The sequence below is a fragment of the Pantoea sp. 1.19 genome (assembly GCF_001922585.1).
GTDB lineage: Bacteria > Pseudomonadota > Gammaproteobacteria > Enterobacterales > Enterobacteriaceae > 1-19.
Genome location: NZ_MRBS01000002.1, coordinates 62,376 through 80,142 on the forward strand (window position 1 = coordinate 62,376; position 17,767 = coordinate 80,142).

A 17,767-nucleotide genomic window follows, 5' to 3' on the forward strand; every position below is an offset into this window, starting at 1 on the left:
TTCTATTACACCAGGTAACGCGCTCCTCGAGGATGCTGAAACGCACCATGACAAGAAACGTTCCCCCGATAATATCTACCCTGTTGGATACGGACGCCTACAAGCTGCATATGCAGCAGGCGGTCTTTCATCGCTACCCTGACATCACGGTATCGGCGGAGTTTCGCTGCCGCGGTGACGACCGCCTCGGCGCGTATGCCGAGGCGATCCTCGCGCAGATCGAGACGCTGGCCGCGCTGACGCTCAGCGACGCGGAGTACGACTATCTGGCCAGCCTGCCCTTTTTCCACGCGGATTACCTCGACTGGCTGCGGACGTTTCGCTTCAACCCGCGTCAGGTTCAGGTGCACAACGACGCCGGACAGCTGCGTATTCGTATTGACGGCCCCTGGCGTGAGGTGATTTTGTGGGAAGTGCCGCTGCTGGCGCTGATTAGCGAAGTGGTGCATCGTCACCGCTCGCCGCACATCACACCGGAGATGGCCGTGGCGCAGCTGCAGCACAAACTGGCCGCGTTTCGCACGCTGAGCGCCGACATGGATATGTCGCGCTTCAAACTGATGGATTTTGGCACCCGACGCCGGTTTTCCCGCGACGTGCAGTTGGCGATCGTCAGCACTCTGCAGCAGGATTTTCCGTGGTTGCTGGGCAGCAGCAACTATGATGTGGCGCGTCAGCTGGGCATCAGCCCGGTTGGCACCCAGGCGCACGAGTGGTTTCAGGCCCACCAGCAAATCAGTCCGACGCTGGCGGATTGTCAGCGCGTCGCGCTGCAGGCCTGGCTTGACGAGTATCCCGACCAGTTAGGCATCGCGCTGACCGATTGTATTACCATGGATGCGTTTTTGCGCGACTTTGGTGAAACGTTCGCCCACCGCTACCAGGGACTGCGTCACGATTCTGGCGATCCGCTGGAGTGGGGGGAAAAAGCCATCGCCCATTATCACAAGCTGGGGATCGATCCGCACAGTAAAACGCTGGTCTTTTCCGATAATCTCGACCTGGAAAAAGCGCTGGCGCTGTATCGCCATTTTGGCCAGCGTATCAACGTGATTTTCGGCATCGGCACCCGCCTGACCTGTGACATTCCAACCGTCACCCCGCTGAATATCGTCATCAAACTGGTAGCCTGCAACGGTAAACCGGTGGCTAAGCTGTCCGACAGTCCGGGTAAAACCATCTGTCAGGATAAAGCGTTTGTGCGCGCCCTGCGTAAGGCATTTGATTTGCCGCTGGTTAAAAAGGCCAGCTAGACGCGTCGGCGGGGGCTAAATAGCCGCCCGCCGCGCTTTGCCGCTATACCTGCGCCAGCGCCTGCGCCACATCCGCACAGAGGTCATCAGGGTGCTCGATACCTATCGATACCCGCACCGTCGAAGGCAGAATGCCTATCCGCTCGCGTACCGTCGCGTTGACCCCGGAATGGGTGGTGCTCGCCGGGTGGCAGGCCAGCGATTCGGTTCCACCGAGGCTGACCGCCAGTTTAAACAGCCGCAGGGCGTCGAGAAAGCGAAATGCCTCCGCCTCGCCGCCGTGCAGATCAAAAGCAAAGGTTGAGCCGGCCGCCAGACACTGCCGGCGAAACAGCGCCCCCTGCGGGGACGCGGGATCGCTGAAAGGCAAGTAGCCGATCCGCGCCACCTGCGGATGCGCCACCAGCTGCTCCGCGACCCGCGCCGCATTGGCATTCGCCTTCTCCATCCGCAGAGTCAGCGTCTCCAGCGATCGGCCCAGCATCCAGCTGGTATGCGCATCCAGCTGTGTACCAATGGCGCTGCGCAGCGCGCGGACCGGCTTTACCACCGCGGCGCGACCGCTGATCGCGCCGGCAATCAAATCGGAGTGGCCGCCAACATACTTGGTCAGCGAGTATACCGAGAGATCGGCGCCCCAGCGCAGCGGATGCTGCCAGAGCGGCCCCAGCAGCGTATTATCGCACACCAGCAGCGGACGATAGCCCTGCGCAGCGGCAATCTCCCCGGCGACTTCGTGTAGCAGGGCGATGTCCACCAGCGTGGTGGTCGGATTGGCCGGTGACTCCACCAGGATCACGCTAACCCGCCCCTGCTGCTGCGCGCGCCTCGCGGCCGCGCGGACCGCCTGCGGATCGCTGCCATCCAGCAATCCCTCGCTGGCAACGTTGAGCTGGGCAAACGTGTTTCGCAGCAGGGTCTCCGTGCCGCCGTAGAGCGGCTGAGAATGCAGCACCACATCCCCGGGGCGAACCCAGGCCAGCAGCGTGGTGAAGATAGCGGCCATGCCGGAGGAGAACAGCAGGGACGATTCCGCCTGCTCAAAGGCCGCCAGCCGATCTTCAACGATTTCACTGTTCGGATGGTTAAAACGAGAATAGACCAGCCCAGCGGACTGTCCCGCTTCCGGCTGTCGACGTCCGGCGGCGTAATCAAAAAACGCCTTCCCTTGTTCTGCAGAGGCAAACACAAAGGTTGAGGTGAGAAACACCGGCGGCTTGACCGCGCCTTCGGAAAGGCGCGGGTCGTAGCCATGATGTAGCATCAGGGTTTCCGGATGCAATGAGGCGTGATGTTCAGGATTTTCTTTACTGACGAACGGGTTCATATACGGCTCCGGTAGGGCTGAAAATACAGCGGGTCATTACCAGGCTTACTCTATCACCGGCAAATTTACCCGCGTTAATGCGCAAAAAAGCTAAGCAGTTGCATTGATTAGAAATGCCGGACCTGCGCGGGCAGTGGGAAATTGCCAGTGAATCGGCGAAATATGCTTGTGTCCTGTCAGGCGGCAAGTAACATAGCATTACCCCAAGTGGGGCTGACTTTAACGATGACTATAGAGAGAACAATATGAGCGTAGTGCCTGTAGCGGACGTACTGCAGGGTCGCGCAGCGGTGAACAGTGAAGTGACCGTTCGTGGCTGGGTGCGTACCCGAAGAGATTCAAAAGCCGGTATTTCTTTTATCGCCGTTTATGACGGTTCCTGCTTTAATCCCGTTCAGGCCGTCGTCAATAACTCTCTGCCCAATTACCAGAATGAGGTGCTGCGCCTGACCACCGGTTGTTCGGTTATCGTGACCGGCACCGTGGTGGAGTCCCCCGGTCAGGGCCAGAGCTTCGAGATTCAGGCCACCGCAATTGAGGTAGTGGGCTGGGTGGATGATCCGGATACCTACCCGATGGCCGCCAAGCGTCACAGCATTGAATACCTGCGCGAAGTGGCACATCTGCGTCCGCGCACCAACCTGATTGGCGCCGTGGCGCGCGTGCGCCATACCCTGGCCCAGGCGCTACACCGCTTCTTTGACGAGCAGGGGTATTTTTGGGTCTCGACGCCGCTGATCACCGCTTCCGATACGGAAGGCGCCGGTGAGATGTTCCGCGTCTCTACGCTGGATCTGGAAAATCTGCCGCGCACGCCGGAGGGCAAGGTTGACTTTGACAAAGATTTCTTTGGTAAAGAGGCCTATCTCACCGTATCCGGCCAGCTGAACGGCGAAACGTACGCCAGTGCCATCTCCAAAATTTATACCTTCGGCCCCACCTTCCGCGCAGAAAACTCCAATACCAGCCGTCACCTGGCCGAGTTCTGGATGCTGGAGCCGGAAGTGGCCTTTGCCGATCTTGACGATGCTGCAGCCCTCGCCGAAGCGATGCTGAAGTATGTCTTCAAAGCGGTGCTGGCCGAACGCGCAGATGATATGGCATTCTTTGCCGAACGCGTGGACAAAGAGGCCGTTTCGCGCCTGGAGCAATTCATCCACGCCGACTTCGCCCAGGTCGACTACACCGACGCGATCACCATTCTGGAGCAGTGTGGCCGGACCTTTGAAAATCCGGTCGCGTGGGGCATCGACCTCTCCTCCGAGCACGAGCGCTACCTGGCCGAGCAGCATTTTAAAGCACCGGTGGTCGTCAAGAACTATCCGAAGGATATCAAAGCATTTTATATGCGCCTCAACCGCGATGGCAAAACCGTGGCGGCGATGGACGTCCTTGCGCCGGGCATCGGCGAGATCATTGGTGGCTCACAGCGTGAAGAGCGTCTGGACGTGCTGGACGCCCGTCTGGCCGAAATGGGGCTGAACAAAGAAGACTACAGCTGGTATCGTGACCTGCGCCGCTACGGCACCGTGCCACACGCCGGGTTTGGTTTAGGTTTCGAAAGATTAATCGCTTATGTCACCGGGGTACAAAATGTAAGGGATGTTATCCCCTTCCCGCGCACCCCGCGCAACGCCAGTTTCTGATATTTGGCAATAATCATAAGAATTTCATATATCTATAAAGGCCGGCTTCGCCGGCCTTTTTTATTTTTGTAAAGAGAGATGGCGGTCACAAAGTTCCCTGTTTTTTACATTTTGTAATATATATTTTCCTCAAGAAACATTATTGCGATATTTGTAGCATATTAGGGCTAGATTCAGCGCGGTAGCGATGGAAAGATGCGTGCAGACACAGGAGACACCAAAGTTGCGTGAAGGTTCTTTTTTGACAGTGTAAAGATATTTTTACGGCAGTGGCAGGTGTCCCAAATAACTCCAATGAGGGTAATAAAAAATGATGAAGCGCAACATTCTGGCAGTGGTTATCCCTGCTCTGTTAGCTGCCGGCGCAGCAAACGCGGCAGAAGTTTACAATAAAGACGGCAATAAACTGGACGTTTATGGCAAGGCCGCAGGGTTGCACTACTTTTCTGACGACGCTGGCAATGATGGCGATCAGTCTTATGTCCGTTTTGGCTTCAAGGGTGAAACGCAGATTTCTGACCAGCTGACCGGTTACGGCCAGTGGGAATACAACTTCCAGGCGAACAACACTGAAAACGGCACCGACTCCCAGAACGGTAACAAAACCCGTCTGGGCTTTGCCGGTCTGAAGTTCGGCGACGCCGGCTCGTTCGACTATGGCCGTAACTACGGCGTGGTGTACGACGCGATCGGCTGGACCGACATGCTGCCGGAATTCGGCGGTGACTCTGGCTACAGCGATAACTTCATGGTGGGGCGCACCACCGGTGTCGCCACCTACCGTAACACGAACTTCTTCGGTCTGGTTGACGGCTGGAACTTCGCTGTACAGTATCAGGGCAAGAACGATCGTGAAGACGCACGCCGCTCCAACGGCGACGGCTGGGGCCTCTCCACCACCTACACCTCGCCGATCGGCCTGGGTGTAGCCGGTGCCTATGCGTCCAGCGACCGCACCGAGCGTCAGCAGAATCCTGCGCTGTTGGGCGGCGGTAAGAAAGCCGAGCAGTGGGCCACCGCGGTGAAGTATGACGCCAACAACGTCTACCTGGCGGCTATGTACGGTGAAACCCGCAATGCCACCTGGACTTCCGGCACCGCAAACATTAACGGTATCAACACTGCGGTATCTGGCTTTGCCAACAAAGCGCAGAACATTGAGCTGGTCGCACAGTATCAGTTCGACTTCGGCCTGCGTCCGTCTCTGGCCTACGTGCAGTCCAAAGGCAAAGATATCGAAGGCATCGGCGACGCTGACCTGTATAAATACATTGACGTGGGCGCCACCTACTACTTCAACAAAAACATGTCCACCTACGTTGATTACAAAATCAACCAGCTGAACAACGACAACCCGCTGGGTCTGAATACTGATAATATCGTCGCGCTGGGTCTGGTTTACCAGTTCTAATCCCCGCCTGCGAATTATCGCCCCACTAAACGGAGCCCCCAGGCTCCGTTTTTTTTCCGTTATCCCGCTCTTTTTTCTGCATTTTTTTCTACCTGTTACCGGTATTTCTTTTTCTCGCAAACGGTTGGCAAGCGCGCGCTCAGGGGGTACCCTGTTTTGCGCAACTTGACGTTTCACCGCCATTATCTGAGTTACGGAACCCGCACATGTTTGAGAAAATTTCAGCTGCACCCGCCGACCCCATTCTAGGCCTGGCCGATCTCTACCGCGCCGATGACCGCGCCAGTAAAATTAATCTGGGCATCGGGGTGTATAAGGACGAAACCGGCCATACGCCGGTACTGACAAGTGTGAAGCAAGCCGAGCAGTTTCTGCTGGAGAACGAAACCACCAAAAACTACCTGAGCATTGACGGCATCGCCGATTTTGCCAGCGCCACCCAACGTCTGCTGTTTGGACAGCACAGCCCCATCGTCACTGAACAGCGCGCCCGCACGGCGCAGACGCCGGGCGGTACCGGTGCCCTGCGTATCGCCGCCGATTTTCTCGCGACACAAACCGCCGTTAAGCGCGTGTGGATCAGCAACCCCAGCTGGCCAAACCATAAGAACGTCTTTGAGTCCGCCGGGCTGACCGTGTGTGAATACCGCTACTACGATGCCGAACGCCACGCGCTGGATTTTGACGGTCTGAAAGCCAGCCTGAACGAGGCTGCCGCCGGCGACGTCGTGTTGTTCCACGGCTGCTGCCACAATCCAACCGGTATTGACCCCACCGCGGAGCAGTGGCGGGAACTGGCCGCGCTGTCGCAGGAAAAGGGCTGGCTGCCGCTGTTTGACTTTGCCTACCAGGGCTTTGCCCGCGGTCTGGAAGAAGATGCCGAAGGCCTGCGCATTTTTGCCGCCTCGCATCAGGAGCTGATTGTCGCCAGCTCCTATTCAAAAAACTTCGGTCTGTATAATGAGCGCGTCGGCGCCTTGACGCTGGTTGCCGCCGCTGCGGAAACGGCCGCAACCGCCTTCAGTCAGGTGAAAGCCACCATCCGCGCCAACTACTCCAACCCACCGGCGCACGGTGCCGCCGTGGTCGCCACCATCCTGAACACCCCCGCACTGCGCACGCAGTGGGAGCAGGAGCTGACCGCCATGCGCCAGCGTATCCAGCTGATGCGTCAGCTGTTCGTCGACACCCTGGCGGCCAAAGGCGCCAATCGCGACTTCCGCTTTATCATTGCGCAGAACGGGATGTTCTCGTTTAGCGGGCTGACCAAAGATCAGGTGGTACGCCTGCGCGAGGAGTTTGGCGTGTACGCCGTAAATTCCGGACGGGTTAACGTAGCAGGTATGACGCCGGATAATATGCCAGCGCTGTGTGAGGCGATCGTCGCGGTCCTGTAAGCGAACGCGTAACCAAACGGGGCGGCCAGAACGCCGCCCCATGATGACATTACTCCCGCAGAAACGGGTTGCTTAACCGCTCTGCTCCCAGCGTCGAGATCGGTCCGTGACCGGGCAAGAAGGTGACATCATCGCCCAGCGGCAACAGTTTTTGCCGGATAGAAGCAATCAGGTGCTGATGGCTTCCCCGGGGGAAATCCGTGCGCCCAACACCACCGCGAAAAATCACGTCTCCGGAAATCAGTAAGCGCGCCGGCGCATCAAAAAAGACCACGTGGCCGGGCGTGTGCCCCGGACAGTGCAGCACCTCCAGTTGGCGCTGTCCCACCTGTACACGATCTCCCTCCTCCAGCCAGCGCTGCGGATGAAAAGGCTCACAGCGCGGAAAACCAAACATTTCGCTCTGCGCCGGCAGATTATCCAGCAAAAAGCGGTCGGCCAGATGCGGTCCGGTGATGGTGACGCCATAGTGTGCGGCCAGTTGCTGCGCGGCACCCACGTGATCGAGGTGGCCGTGGGTCAACAGGATCGCGCTGATCTCAACGCCGGCGTCGCTGACCGCGGCAATCAGCTGGTCCGCTTCTCCGCCGGGATCGATCAGCGCGGCGGTGTGGGTTTGCGAACAGACCAGCAGCGTGCAGTTCTGTGCAAAGGGGGTAACCGGGATAGTGTGATAACGCATAACGCTCCTGGGCCAGCCGGGCTACCAGTGGCGCACCGGGCCGGTATCAATGTGTACGAAGTTACTGCTGGGGTAATAGCCTACACCACCGGCGCGCATTTTTAACGCCGCTTTGCGAATGTAGCCTAGCTGAACGCCTTCAATATGGAAATCCATCGCCCGTCCCAGGGTATGGTAACTGTGTTTTGCTACCCCGCTGCCCTTCTCGCGTAGCGTATTGTTGGTCGCCAGCGAGCGGTACCCGGAGATCAGCTGCACCGGCTTGCGGGTACCCAGCAGCGTTTGCAGACGGAACAGTTGATCAAACAGAGAGGGATCGATGCGCTTACTTTTATTTGCGCGGTAGTCGCGGAAAAAGTGGTTTAAGCGCGAGAGCTCATCCATATCATAGGTTTTACCGTTGAAAAACTCCGTTTTAAGGGTTTCTCCGGTGTGCAGATTATTCAGGGTCAGAATGCGAGGTCGCGGCGTAGAGAGCGTGGCGAGGGCCTGGCCCGGAAGCAGCGCGGCACTGGCCAGCGCACCGCTCCAGACCAGCAATTTTCGGCGCTGAAGATCACATTTATCCATATTGAACGTAGTACCTGGAAATGACGAAAAATCACCCTTAAGGGAGTCCAGGGCAACAATACCCGCGGTGAATGCGATGCGTCAACCGTTTGCGCGCGTCACGTCCCCGGCCCCGGACAGTCAGCACGCGAATGGCCATCAAAGCGCGCCGGACGCGAACGTCCGGAGTGCTTGATTTTGGGCAGGTTACAACATCAGCTGCCCCGCCACCGGCAGCATCTGAGCGCCGGCGCGGGCGGTGGCATCATAATTGTAAATATCTGTACGGAACTGCGGCTGACCATCGCGGGCCACCCACGCCGTCAGATAATAGAGATTTACCGGGATTCGCTGACGAATCGGCACATAACGGGTATTTCCCTCTTTCAGCGTGCTGGATATGCGCGGACCGCTCCAGCCTGCGTCCTGCAGCAGCAGGTTGGCGAGGTCGGAAGCTTTGTTCACCCGGACGCAGCCGGAGCTCAGGGCGCGGATGTCTTTCTGGAACAGCGCGTGATTGGGCGTATCGTGCAGGTAAATCGCGTCCGAGCTCGGCATATTAAACTTATAGCGTCCCAGCGAGTTACCATCACCCGGCGCCTGACGCAGCCGATACGGGAAGCTGGCGGCGGAGACCATGCCCCAGTCGATCATCGACGGATCAATCACCTCCGCGTCGCTGCTCCAGCCCGACAGCAGGGTATAGCCGTGTTTGTACAGGTACATCGGATCGCGCTTCACCTTGGGAATAATGTCCTGCCGCACCAGCGTGGTCGGTACGTTCCACGGCGGATTGAGCACCACGTTATTGAGCGCACTGCGCATCAGCGGCGTTTTACGATCCGGACGCCCCACAATCACCCGCGAACTGAGCCGCTCATCACCGTTCACGTAATAGACCAGCGAGTAGTTAGGAATATTGACCATGATGCCATTATGCATATCGTCCGGCAGCAGACGCAGCCGCTGAATATTCAGCGCCAGCAGCGAAGCGCGCAGCTGCGGGGTGGCGTTGAGCCATTCTCGGGTGCGCGGACCAATGGCGCCATCGTCCTCCAGCCCCTGCCAGTGTTGAAAGCGTTTCACTGCCGCCACCAGCTCGGGCGAATAGGCCTGATCGCCCGGCGCGGCAGCCGCGGTGGTGGCCTGGCCAGCGCTGACCGCCCCATCAGGGGCCGCCGTTGGCAGGATGGCAGACGGGCTGACGACCGCGCTGGCCGCGTCGGCAGGCAGCGCGCCGGCCTCGCCCTCCGGCGCCGGCGCGGTGACGGTCGCACCGAGCATATGGGTACGCTGCAGAATTTCACGCAGGGCCGGTACGTCGGCACTCAGCTGCCCCGGGCGCAGCGTCGTCTTATCACGCAGCTGGGGCCACGGGCGATTATCCGCCATCAGCGACTTCAGCGCCTGATGCATTTTGGCGTACTGCGGATGACGCGGGGTCAGGGACTGCACGAAAGCATTCAGCGCGCCGGCGTCAGCGGCGGTCTGCCACTGGTTAATCGCGGACAGCGGCGGCAGCGCCAGCTTATAAGGCACCGTGCTGTACAGCCAGCGTTCTCCCTGCTGCGGCACGCCGGACACAAACTGCAGATAGCCCAGCATGGCATCTGACAGCACCGCATCGCGCGCCATGCCGGTGATCCGCGCATCGGTCAGTTGAGTCACCCACTGACTGAACTGCGGCTGAACGCCAGAAATGGCCACTTCGGCCAGCTGCTGTTGAAATTGTTGTACCGCCTCGCGATCCTGCCACAGCGGACGCATATCACGCCCGGCATACAGCGACGCCAGTTCGGTAAGATAATACGGCTGGGCACCGCCGGGAAACAGCCCGCGCAGCTGCGCCGTCGCCCCGGCCACCGAGTGTTTGACCGCCGCAGGGGCGTTGCTGACGGCCACGGTCGCCCCGGCGGCGGGTGGCAGCAGCAGCATCGCCGCGAGGCAGCCACCCAGTGCGCTTTTGGGGAGAGATAACGATTTCATGAGCAACCTCCTTGGCCCTGCTTCCCACTAACTCGCCAGCGCCATCCGGAATCGCAGACAAATTAATTAATGTCTTAAATATATAAACTAAAAACGGCATTTGTTCATCTGAACAAATGCCGTTGGGCACGCAATGATTGCCGCCGGGACGATGCCCGGGCGCCACTCAGGAAGCCGCGGACTCCGGCAGACCGGTATCCGGCGCATCGGCGGCGAAACCGCGCAGCCCGACAACGTGCACGTGTTCGGTGGTTCCAAGCACCTTACGCACCAGCTTGTAGGTAGTGCCTTTCTCCGGCGAAATATTCTCCGGGGCCGCAATCACCAGCTGCATCTCCAGCCGGTCGCACAGCTCAAACAGCGTGGCAATCGACTTGGCGTCCAGGCGCGCAGCCTCATCAAGGAACAGCAGGCGGCACGGCGAGATGTCTTTGCCACGCAGCCGCCGCGACTCCTCTTCCCAGCTCTGCACCACCATCACCAGAATGGACATGCCGGTGCCGATCGCCTCACCGGTCGATAGCGCCCCGCTCTCCGCCCGGAGCCAGCCGTCAGAGCCGCGATTTACCTCAACTTCCATTTCCAGATAGTTGCGGTAGTCCAGCAGTTCTTCGCCGATGGTTTGCGGCGTACGCTGCCCCATCTCCACGTGCGGATTAAGGCGCTGATAAAGCTTCGCCAGCGCCTCAGAAAAAGTCAGCCGGTTGCTGTTAAACAGATCCTGATGCTGTTCATGCTGTTCGGAAAGCACGTCCAGCAGCGTGGCGTGGGATTCGCGCACGTTCACATTCAGCCGCACGCTGTTGACCTGACCAAAGCTAACGCTTTGCAGCCCCTGATTCAACTGACGAATGCGGTTCTGTTCGCGCTGGATAGTTTTGCGAATGATGTTCGCCACGCTGCGGGTACTGATCGCCAGCATCTGCTCGCGCGCGGTCAGCTCTTCCGTCAGGCGATTCAGCTCAATCTCCATCTGTTCGATCGCTTCCACCGGATCGTCGGTGCGGATAATATCCTGGCGGATACGCTCGCGCAGATGCTGGTACACCGCAATAAAGAACTGAATCTTGCGCTCCGGCCGCTTAGGATCCTCCGACAGACGCAGCACGTCACGCAGATGTTCGTTATCGGCCACCGCCAGACGCAGCGCCCCCAGCGCCTTATCCGACATCGAGCGCAGCTCGTCACCGCTGAGATAAGCCAGCTCACGACGGTGCAGGCGACGCTCCACGCCGTTATCTTTCACCAGCCGCAGCACGCTCACCCAGCCGGCTTTGGCGCTGACGACCTGTTCACGTTTTTCATGATACTCACGCTCGGTGCGCCGCAGTTTTTTCTGCAGGCCGTCCATCTCGGCTTCGCAGAAAGTCAGCTGTTTCTCCAGCTGATTGCGCCGCGAACGGTTGCTGCTCAGCGCCGCATGCAGCTCGTCGCGACGCGCGCGGGCGCGCGCTTCAGCGCTGGCATCGGCGTGAACGCCGATATCCTGCATCTCCTGGTTCAGCTCTTTCAGCATGTCCTGCTTGGCATCCCAGGCGCTCTTCAGGGACGCCAGCAGCTGTGAATATTGCGTAAATTGCGTTTGCTGCTGACGCAGCTGCTCGCGGGCGCGGCTGCGCTCGCTTTCCGCCTGCTCCAGGCGCTGGCGCAATTTTTCATTGAGGTCGCTGGTGCCGGTCAGCATGCCGGCGGAATCCGCATAGCCAAAGTGGGCGCGGCGCTGCACCACTTCCGTCAGGGCAAACGCCTGTTGGCGGGCATCACGCTGCTGCTGCTGCGCCTGCTGCCAGTCGGCCTGCAGCTGTTCATGCTGCTGCGGATCGCTTTGCAGCACCGACAGCATGGGCTCCAGCTTCGCCAGCTGCGGGCCGTACTGATGTAAGAAGCGGGCGGCATCCTGCGCCTCTTCCAGTTCGGCCTGCAGCTCCTCAATGCGATCGGCCAGGCTGTCGTCGAGCAGCAGATTGACCCGCGGCAGCAGGCGGTTAAGCTGCGTCACGCCCTCTTTTGCCTGCGCGAACTGCTGGTGCTGCTGCTGATTGTCACTTTCATGCTGCGCCACGGCGCGCTCCAGCTCGCCGCGGCGACTCTGCAGCCGACGAATTTCAGCCTCCGGATCGGCGTCAAACGCTACCGCCAGATGGCTGCCAATAAAGCGGCTGAACGATTGATGCAAACGCTGAATTTTTTGCACATCAAATGACAGCGTGGCGTAGCGCTCTGCCAGACGATCGCGCGCTTCGTGCAGGCGCTCCAGCTGATGCTCGCGCGCAGCCCGACCAAACAGCGGCACCTTCGGAAAGCGCGAGTAGCGCCACTGCCGATCGGCCACTTTCACCACCACCGCTTTATCCAACTCCTCTACGGCAAACACGCTGTCATCGAACGACTGCGGATCGCCTTCGATCAGGTAGAGATCTTCCGGACAGTCGGCGAGGCCGTCGAGCTGCTCACGCACCAGAGCGAGATCCGGCACCACAATGGCGTGGCGTGACGGACCATACAGCGCAGAGAAGTAAGGCGCATCATCGATGGTTACGTCATCATAGATCTCCGATAACAGTACGCCGCCAAAGCGCTCCGCCAGCGTATTCAGGCGCGCATCTTCCGCGCCGCCGGGCTGACTGAGACGCTCAATTTGCTGGTCGACATCGCGCTTCTGCGCCGCAATGTCATCGCGCTCGACGGTGGTTTCGCGCTCGCGCTCGAGCAGCTGCTGCATAAATTCGGTGACCTGCTGGCTGTTTTCCAGCGGCTCTCCGGTCTGTTCACTGAGCTGGGTGAGGATCTCCTGCGCAGCCAGCCAGTGCGGGGCACGCGCCGTCTGCTGTGCAATACGTTCGCGCAGCTGCTCCAGTTCCTGACGCATCGCCAGCCGCCGTTCCCCGGCCTCGCCGACCGAGTGCGTCAGCTGCTCAATTTGTGCTTCCAGCGTCTGCGCCAGCGCATCCAGTGCCTCCGGTGCCACCGACTGACCATAGCGCTTGCAGAAGTCGTTCAGCAGGCGTTCGGCATCATGCTGCTCGCGCAGCCGCCCTTCCAGCTCAGAGAGGCGCATGCGCAGCCCCTGCAGCTGTTCCGCCTGATAGCGCTGGTTACTGGCGTCGCGCAGAACTTCACGCGCGCGGTGCCACGCATCGCTGCGGCTGACGGGGCCGGCGATTTTATTCACCAGGTCAAATGCCTGTTCAAACTGGCTGTGCGCCGCCTGCGCCACGCTCATTTTTTGTTCCAGCTGCAGCAGGCGTTCGGTGGCCTCCTGCTCGCGCGCCTGGAAGGTCTCCTGCCAGGCTTCGGCGCTGTCACTGGTGAGATCGCCGAGGCCACATACCTGCTGGGCGCGCTGCAGTGCCTGCAGTGCCTGCTGATACTGAATCGCGCGGGTCTGCTGCACGTCCAGCGCCTGCTGGTAGTCAGCCAGCTGGCTTTTCAGCTCATCCACCTCAAGCTCCGCCGCGTCGGCCCGCTCCGCCACGTCGGCCTGCCGCTCGCGCGCCTGTTCCACCACTTCGTTCTGCTCTTCCAGACGCAGGGCCAAATCCTCTAAATCTGCCTCATAGCGGCTGATTTTTTCCTGCTGCCGCATCGCGGTCTGCACCAGGGACAAATGGTCGCTGGCACCCTGGTAATCGGCTTCGAGATCGCCTTCGGCGGCCGCCTGCTCCGCCAGTTCGCGCGCCATTTCCACGTGCCGGTACTGTTCGGTTGCCAGCTGCTGACGGCCGCTGAACAGCTCCTGACGCAGCGCGAGACCGGCATCGAGGTGAATTCGCCGCTCATTGGCGTGGCGCATATAGTCGGCGGCCACGTAGCTGGTCGCTTCTGAAATCAGGTGCTTAAACAGATCGCGATCAGACTGGGTAACGCGGATCGCCTCCAGCGTCATGCGGTTTTCCCGCAGCGCCGCCTCCATATCCTGAAATGCTTTGCGCACTCCGCTGTTTTCTGGTAGCAGGTAGTCGCGCAGCGAGCGGGTAATCGCACTGGAGATCCCGCCGTACAGCGAGGCCTCAATCAGACGATAGTATTTGCTGCGGTCTGACGCCGAACGCAGGCGACGCGCCACCATGCCCAGTTCAAACATCATCGCGTGATAGTCAGTGATGGAGTTGTACTGCTTGAACTGTACGCCCTCAATAGCCTCCAGCCGCTCTTTTAGCTCGCTAAGCGGCAGAACCCGCGCCTGACGATCGTTCACCGTCTCGGTCAGCAGCTCGGTGGGGTGCATGGCCATCGGCAAGCCGTGAATGCTGAACGGCTTGATATCGACTTTTTTGTCGCGACCCGCGACCTGCTGCAAACGCACACCGACAATCACCCGCTGATGGCGGGAGTTAACCACATCGAGGGTCGAATAACAGACCCCGGCGCGCAGCTTGCCGTGCAGACCTTTATCGCGCGAGCCCGAGGTCGCACCGGCCTCGGTAGTGTTTCGGAAGTGCAGCAGGGTCAAATCGGGGATCAGGGCGGTAATAAAGGCCGCCATGGTCGTCGATTTTCCCGCACCGTTGCCGCCGGAGAGCGTGGTCACCAGCTCATCAAGATCGAAGGTTCGGGCAAAAAAACCGTTCCAGTTAATCAGGGTTAATGAGCGAAATTTTCCGCGTTCAATCATGGTTACTCTTCCTCACCGTCGCCGTCCGCGTGCAGGGCGTCTTCATCATCATCCTGGGATTTTGGCGCATCGTTGAGCGCCAGGCCGTCGTCCAGCGTCATGGCTTCTCCCTGACGGATCATCCGCAGCTGCGCTTCCCGCGCATCGTCACCGGCGCGCACGTCAGCACCGAAGCGAAAGACCGCCTCGTTGATGCGAAACTTACTGCTATCATTACCGTGGAACCAGATCATGCCAAGGCGGCGCAAACGGGTTAACGAGGCGCGCACTTTCTCCAGCAGCTTTTGCCGATCGATGTCCGAGCCGCTGGAGCGCTGATTGACCAGCCGCAGCAGCTTACTCTCGTCCGCCAGGCTAAGCAGCTCGTCATACAGCTCCTGCTGGGTGAAGATCCCCTCGTTTGCCAGCCGCTCAGGGCTGAGGTAGAGGAAACACAAAATCTTACCTACCATCATATCCAGCTCGGAGAGCACCGAGCGCGGGATCAGGGTGGTTGAGCGCGGGCGCAGATAGAAAAAGCCCTCCGGCGCGCGAATCAGCTCAACGTGGTACCGGGCATAAAACTCTTCGAGAAAGAGCTGGTAATCCATCAAAAAAGCGTGGTTATCCAGCTCTTCGATACCAATGTGGCGACCGGCGCGCAGCTGACTGTCCAGCGCCGGAAACAGGGGGTTGGCCAGTGCCTGCGCCAGTTTAACCGGCATCACTTGTTCAATATTTGTCGATGACATGTGCCTGCACCTTGGCTCCGTAATCATTGATTGCCTGCCACTGCGCGGGCAGGCCAGAAAAATCCGCTTCCGCGACGCCGAGGCGCACGGCCTGATCGACGACGATGCGTGCCAAATCAAAGTGGCGCGCACGCGGGTACTGGGCGAGGTAGTCGCGCATCACCGCGGCCAGATTAAGCGGTTTTTGTTCCGCTTTATACACCTGCAGCGCTTCCTCAATCATCCGCGCCAGCTGCTCGCGGATCTCATTAAACGCTTCATATTCCAGCTCGGCGGGCAGCTCGCCGGTTACCTCTTCATTACGCAGCGTCAGCTCTTCATCGCGCATGTCATAAAGACGCTCCGCACTGGCGACGGTCAGCGCCCAGGGGTGGTCAAAATAGTGTTGCACCGACTGACGCAGCCGCTGGGCAAAGACGCGATTTTTGTCCATATCGATAGCGGTGCGAATAAATTTATGCACGTGACGATCGTAACCGATCCATAAATCGATGGTTTGCTGTCCCCAGCTGGTGATGCGATCGAGCTTAGTTTGTAAATCGAACACCAGTTTATCGACAAAGCCGAGATCCGGGCTGTTCAGCGTGGCGTCCTGAATGCGCAGCAGGTTGGCCTGCAGCTTGTCGCCGGCCGCCTCCAGCGTATCCTGCAGCTCGCGCAGGGTTCCGGAGGTTTCAGATAGCAGCAGTTCACAGCTGGAGATCGCCGCGCGCCAGTCTTTACTCAGCAGTTGGGCGATATCATCTTTAACGTGCTGCTGCTGTTCATCCATCAGCCGCTGGGTCATGTCAATGCTGTCAAAAATCTCCGCCACGGAGTACTTCAGCGGCGCAAACACATTGCGGTGCCAGTGGAATTCATCGCCGTCCTCTTCGGCGGCATCCGCCGCACGCTTAAGCTCGGACGCAACAATCGACAGCTGCATGGAAAGGCGCAGCGTCGAAAACTCGCGCTGGCGGATGTAGTAATCGGTGATGCCGATCGCCAGCGGCGTCAGGCGGTAGATAGCGTGACCGTCGCTCAGCTCGCTGGTAAAGCGGTTCAGCAAACGCTGGCGGACCATATCGTTGATGGCGTTATTTGCCCTGCTGACCACCGTTTCATGGGTCTGCTCAAAAGCCTTGCTGACGTGACGAAACGCGTCGATCAGCTCGCCCTCGGTCATTTCACCATCCATGCGCTCACCGTTCAGCGTGGCGATGGCCAGCAAAAAGGCCAGCCTCTCCGTTGGCAACGAGACGGAAAAATCATTTTTCCGCGCCCAGGCGACCAGTTCCGGTACAGTCTGGGAAATATCACTCATAGTACTTCCTTCTGAATGGGTTTCCGCGCTGTCACGTGGATATACCGCCCTAATTGTATCCAGGGTTCCTGGCGACAGTAGCGGCTCTCGGCCTGCAGTAACCCCGCAAAGTCCTGGTCTGGTTTCGCTTTATCATGCAGATAGTCGCGAAACACCCGAATCCCTGCTTTACGCTCTATCTCAAAACCCAGCGACGTCAGCCACTGATACACCTGTGAGGGATCGCGCGGCCAGGTCGGCGTAATCTTGCTTTTTCTGCGCGGCGGCGGCAGGCCGGCATTCACGTAATCGAAATAGCCGAGCACCATGCTGCGCATCACCGCGTGCAGGCTGTTGTAGAACATCAGCGACAAAATGCCGCCGGGGGCCAGCGTGTTCCACAGCGCTTGTAGCACCTGCTCCGGCTCGGCCACCCATTCCAGCACCGCGTGAAACAATACCAGATCTACCGGCGTATCCAAATGTTGCCCCACTTCCTGCACGGCGATTTGTTTAAATTGCACGTTGCCGCTCACACCTTTTGCCGCCGCCAGCGCCTGCGCCCGCTGCAGCATATCCGACGACACATCGCAGAGTAGAACCCGGTGGCCCAGCGCCGCGATACCGCAGCCGGTTTGCCCCTCGCCGCAGCCGGCGTCCAGCACGCGGAGCGGGCCGGGCGGCAGCGTCGCCAGTAGCGCGTCCAGCTCCTGCCAAAGAATTGCCTGCCGCAGTCGCCCCTTACTGGTGCCATAGATATTCTGCGAAAATTTTTCCGCTATACCATCAAAGTTGCGATCCTGCATGCTATCGTTTGCCTCTTGCGCCACCGGTGGTGGCTATTTTGGCACACCCCGACAAAGAATGAAGCTTTCCGCGCTGCGTTCG

At 59.4% G+C, this 17,767-nt stretch carries 12 protein-coding genes; 4 read left to right on the plus strand and 8 right to left on the minus strand.

What is annotated here, in order from left to right; genetic code table 11:
• The first annotated feature begins 32 nt into the window (after positions 1-32).
• Complete coding sequence (gene pncB, locus BS626_RS04350; RefSeq protein ID WP_371328481.1) at positions 33-1,253, plus strand: nicotinate phosphoribosyltransferase; 1,221 nt, start codon at positions 33-35, stop codon at positions 1,251-1,253.
• Positions 1,254-1,296: 43 nt separating this feature from the next.
• On the opposite strand, the gene BS626_RS04355 is transcribed toward pncB, so the two are convergent.
• Positions 1,297-2,580, minus strand: a complete 1,284-nt coding sequence (locus tag BS626_RS04355) for a cystathionine gamma-synthase family protein (RefSeq protein ID WP_075181179.1) — start codon at positions 2,578-2,580, stop codon at positions 1,297-1,299.
• A 245-nt stretch (positions 2,581-2,825) separates the two neighbouring features.
• Between BS626_RS04355 and asnS the strand changes: the two genes are divergently transcribed.
• The 3 genes from asnS (at position 2,826) to BS626_RS04370 (ending at position 7,034) form a co-directional block, all read left to right on the plus strand.
• On the plus strand, positions 2,826-4,226 hold the full coding sequence (gene asnS, locus BS626_RS04360; RefSeq protein WP_075181180.1) for an asparagine--tRNA ligase: 1,401 nt from the start codon (positions 2,826-2,828) through the stop codon (positions 4,224-4,226).
• Between the two features lie 310 nt (positions 4,227-4,536).
• Positions 4,537-5,637, plus strand: a complete 1,101-nt coding sequence (gene ompF, locus BS626_RS04365; protein WP_075181181.1) for a porin OmpF — start codon at positions 4,537-4,539, stop codon at positions 5,635-5,637.
• A 206-nt stretch (positions 5,638-5,843) separates the two neighbouring features.
• Positions 5,844-7,034, plus strand: coding sequence for an amino acid aminotransferase (locus BS626_RS04370; protein WP_075181182.1), 1,191 nt, complete (start codon positions 5,844-5,846; stop codon positions 7,032-7,034).
• Positions 7,035-7,083: 49 nt separating this feature from the next.
• On the opposite strand, the gene BS626_RS04375 is transcribed toward BS626_RS04370, so the two are convergent.
• From BS626_RS04375 to cmoM, 7 genes are all read right to left on the minus strand, one after another.
• Positions 7,084-7,716 (minus strand): MBL fold metallo-hydrolase, encoded by a 633-nt coding sequence (locus BS626_RS04375; protein WP_075181183.1) that lies wholly within the window; start codon positions 7,714-7,716, stop codon positions 7,084-7,086.
• A gap of 21 nt (positions 7,717-7,737) precedes the next feature.
• Positions 7,738-8,286, minus strand: coding sequence for a YcbK family protein (locus BS626_RS04380; protein ID WP_075181184.1), 549 nt, complete (start codon positions 8,284-8,286; stop codon positions 7,738-7,740).
• Between the two features lie 186 nt (positions 8,287-8,472).
• Positions 8,473-10,257 (minus strand): L,D-transpeptidase, encoded by a 1,785-nt coding sequence (ldtD, locus tag BS626_RS04385; RefSeq protein WP_083615896.1) that lies wholly within the window; start codon positions 10,255-10,257, stop codon positions 8,473-8,475.
• A gap of 160 nt (positions 10,258-10,417) precedes the next feature.
• Positions 10,418-14,866 carry a chromosome partition protein MukB gene (gene mukB, locus BS626_RS04390; RefSeq protein ID WP_075181185.1) on the minus strand — a complete coding sequence of 1,483 codons (4,449 nt, stop codon included), beginning with the start codon at positions 14,864-14,866 and terminating at the stop codon, positions 10,418-10,420.
• Positions 14,867-14,868: 2 nt separating this feature from the next.
• Positions 14,869-15,597, minus strand: coding sequence for a chromosome partition protein MukE (mukE, locus tag BS626_RS04395; RefSeq protein WP_075181186.1), 729 nt, complete (start codon positions 15,595-15,597; stop codon positions 14,869-14,871).
• The gene (mukF, locus tag BS626_RS04400; protein ID WP_075181187.1) at positions 15,578-16,900 is read right to left on the minus strand and encodes a chromosome partition protein MukF; all 1,323 of its coding nucleotides are present in this window, start codon (positions 16,898-16,900) and stop codon (positions 15,578-15,580) included. Before mukF ends, mukE begins: the two co-directional genes overlap by 20 nt.
• Positions 16,897-17,685, minus strand: a complete 789-nt coding sequence (gene cmoM, locus BS626_RS04405; RefSeq protein WP_075181188.1) for a tRNA uridine 5-oxyacetic acid(34) methyltransferase CmoM — start codon at positions 17,683-17,685, stop codon at positions 16,897-16,899. Before cmoM ends, mukF begins: the two co-directional genes overlap by 4 nt.
• Positions 17,686-17,767 lie beyond the last annotated feature (82 nt).

What these genes read in the sequence shown, in the direction of transcription:
- BS626_RS04370 (WP_075181182.1), top strand. Translation starts at nt 5,844, where the DNA reads ATGTTTGAGAAAATTTCAGCTGCACCCGCCGACCCCATTCTAGGCCTG.
- cmoM (WP_075181188.1), bottom strand. Translation starts at nt 17,685, where the DNA reads ATGCAGGATCGCAACTTTGATGGTATAGCGGAAAAATTTTCGCAGAAT.
- mukF (WP_075181187.1), bottom strand. Translation starts at nt 16,900, where the DNA reads ATGAGTGATATTTCCCAGACTGTACCGGAACTGGTCGCCTGGGCGCGG.
- asnS (WP_075181180.1), top strand. Translation starts at nt 2,826, where the DNA reads ATGAGCGTAGTGCCTGTAGCGGACGTACTGCAGGGTCGCGCAGCGGTG.
- mukB (WP_075181185.1), bottom strand. Translation starts at nt 14,866, where the DNA reads ATGATTGAACGCGGAAAATTTCGCTCATTAACCCTGATTAACTGGAAC.
- ompF (WP_075181181.1), top strand. Translation starts at nt 4,537, where the DNA reads ATGATGAAGCGCAACATTCTGGCAGTGGTTATCCCTGCTCTGTTAGCT.
- BS626_RS04380 (WP_075181184.1), bottom strand. Translation starts at nt 8,286, where the DNA reads ATGGATAAATGTGATCTTCAGCGCCGAAAATTGCTGGTCTGGAGCGGT.
- pncB (WP_371328481.1), top strand. Translation starts at nt 33, where the DNA reads ATGCTGAAACGCACCATGACAAGAAACGTTCCCCCGATAATATCTACC.
- BS626_RS04375 (WP_075181183.1), bottom strand. Translation starts at nt 7,716, where the DNA reads ATGCGTTATCACACTATCCCGGTTACCCCCTTTGCACAGAACTGCACG.
- BS626_RS04355 (WP_075181179.1), bottom strand. Translation starts at nt 2,580, where the DNA reads ATGAACCCGTTCGTCAGTAAAGAAAATCCTGAACATCACGCCTCATTG.
- mukE (WP_075181186.1), bottom strand. Translation starts at nt 15,597, where the DNA reads ATGTCATCGACAAATATTGAACAAGTGATGCCGGTTAAACTGGCGCAG.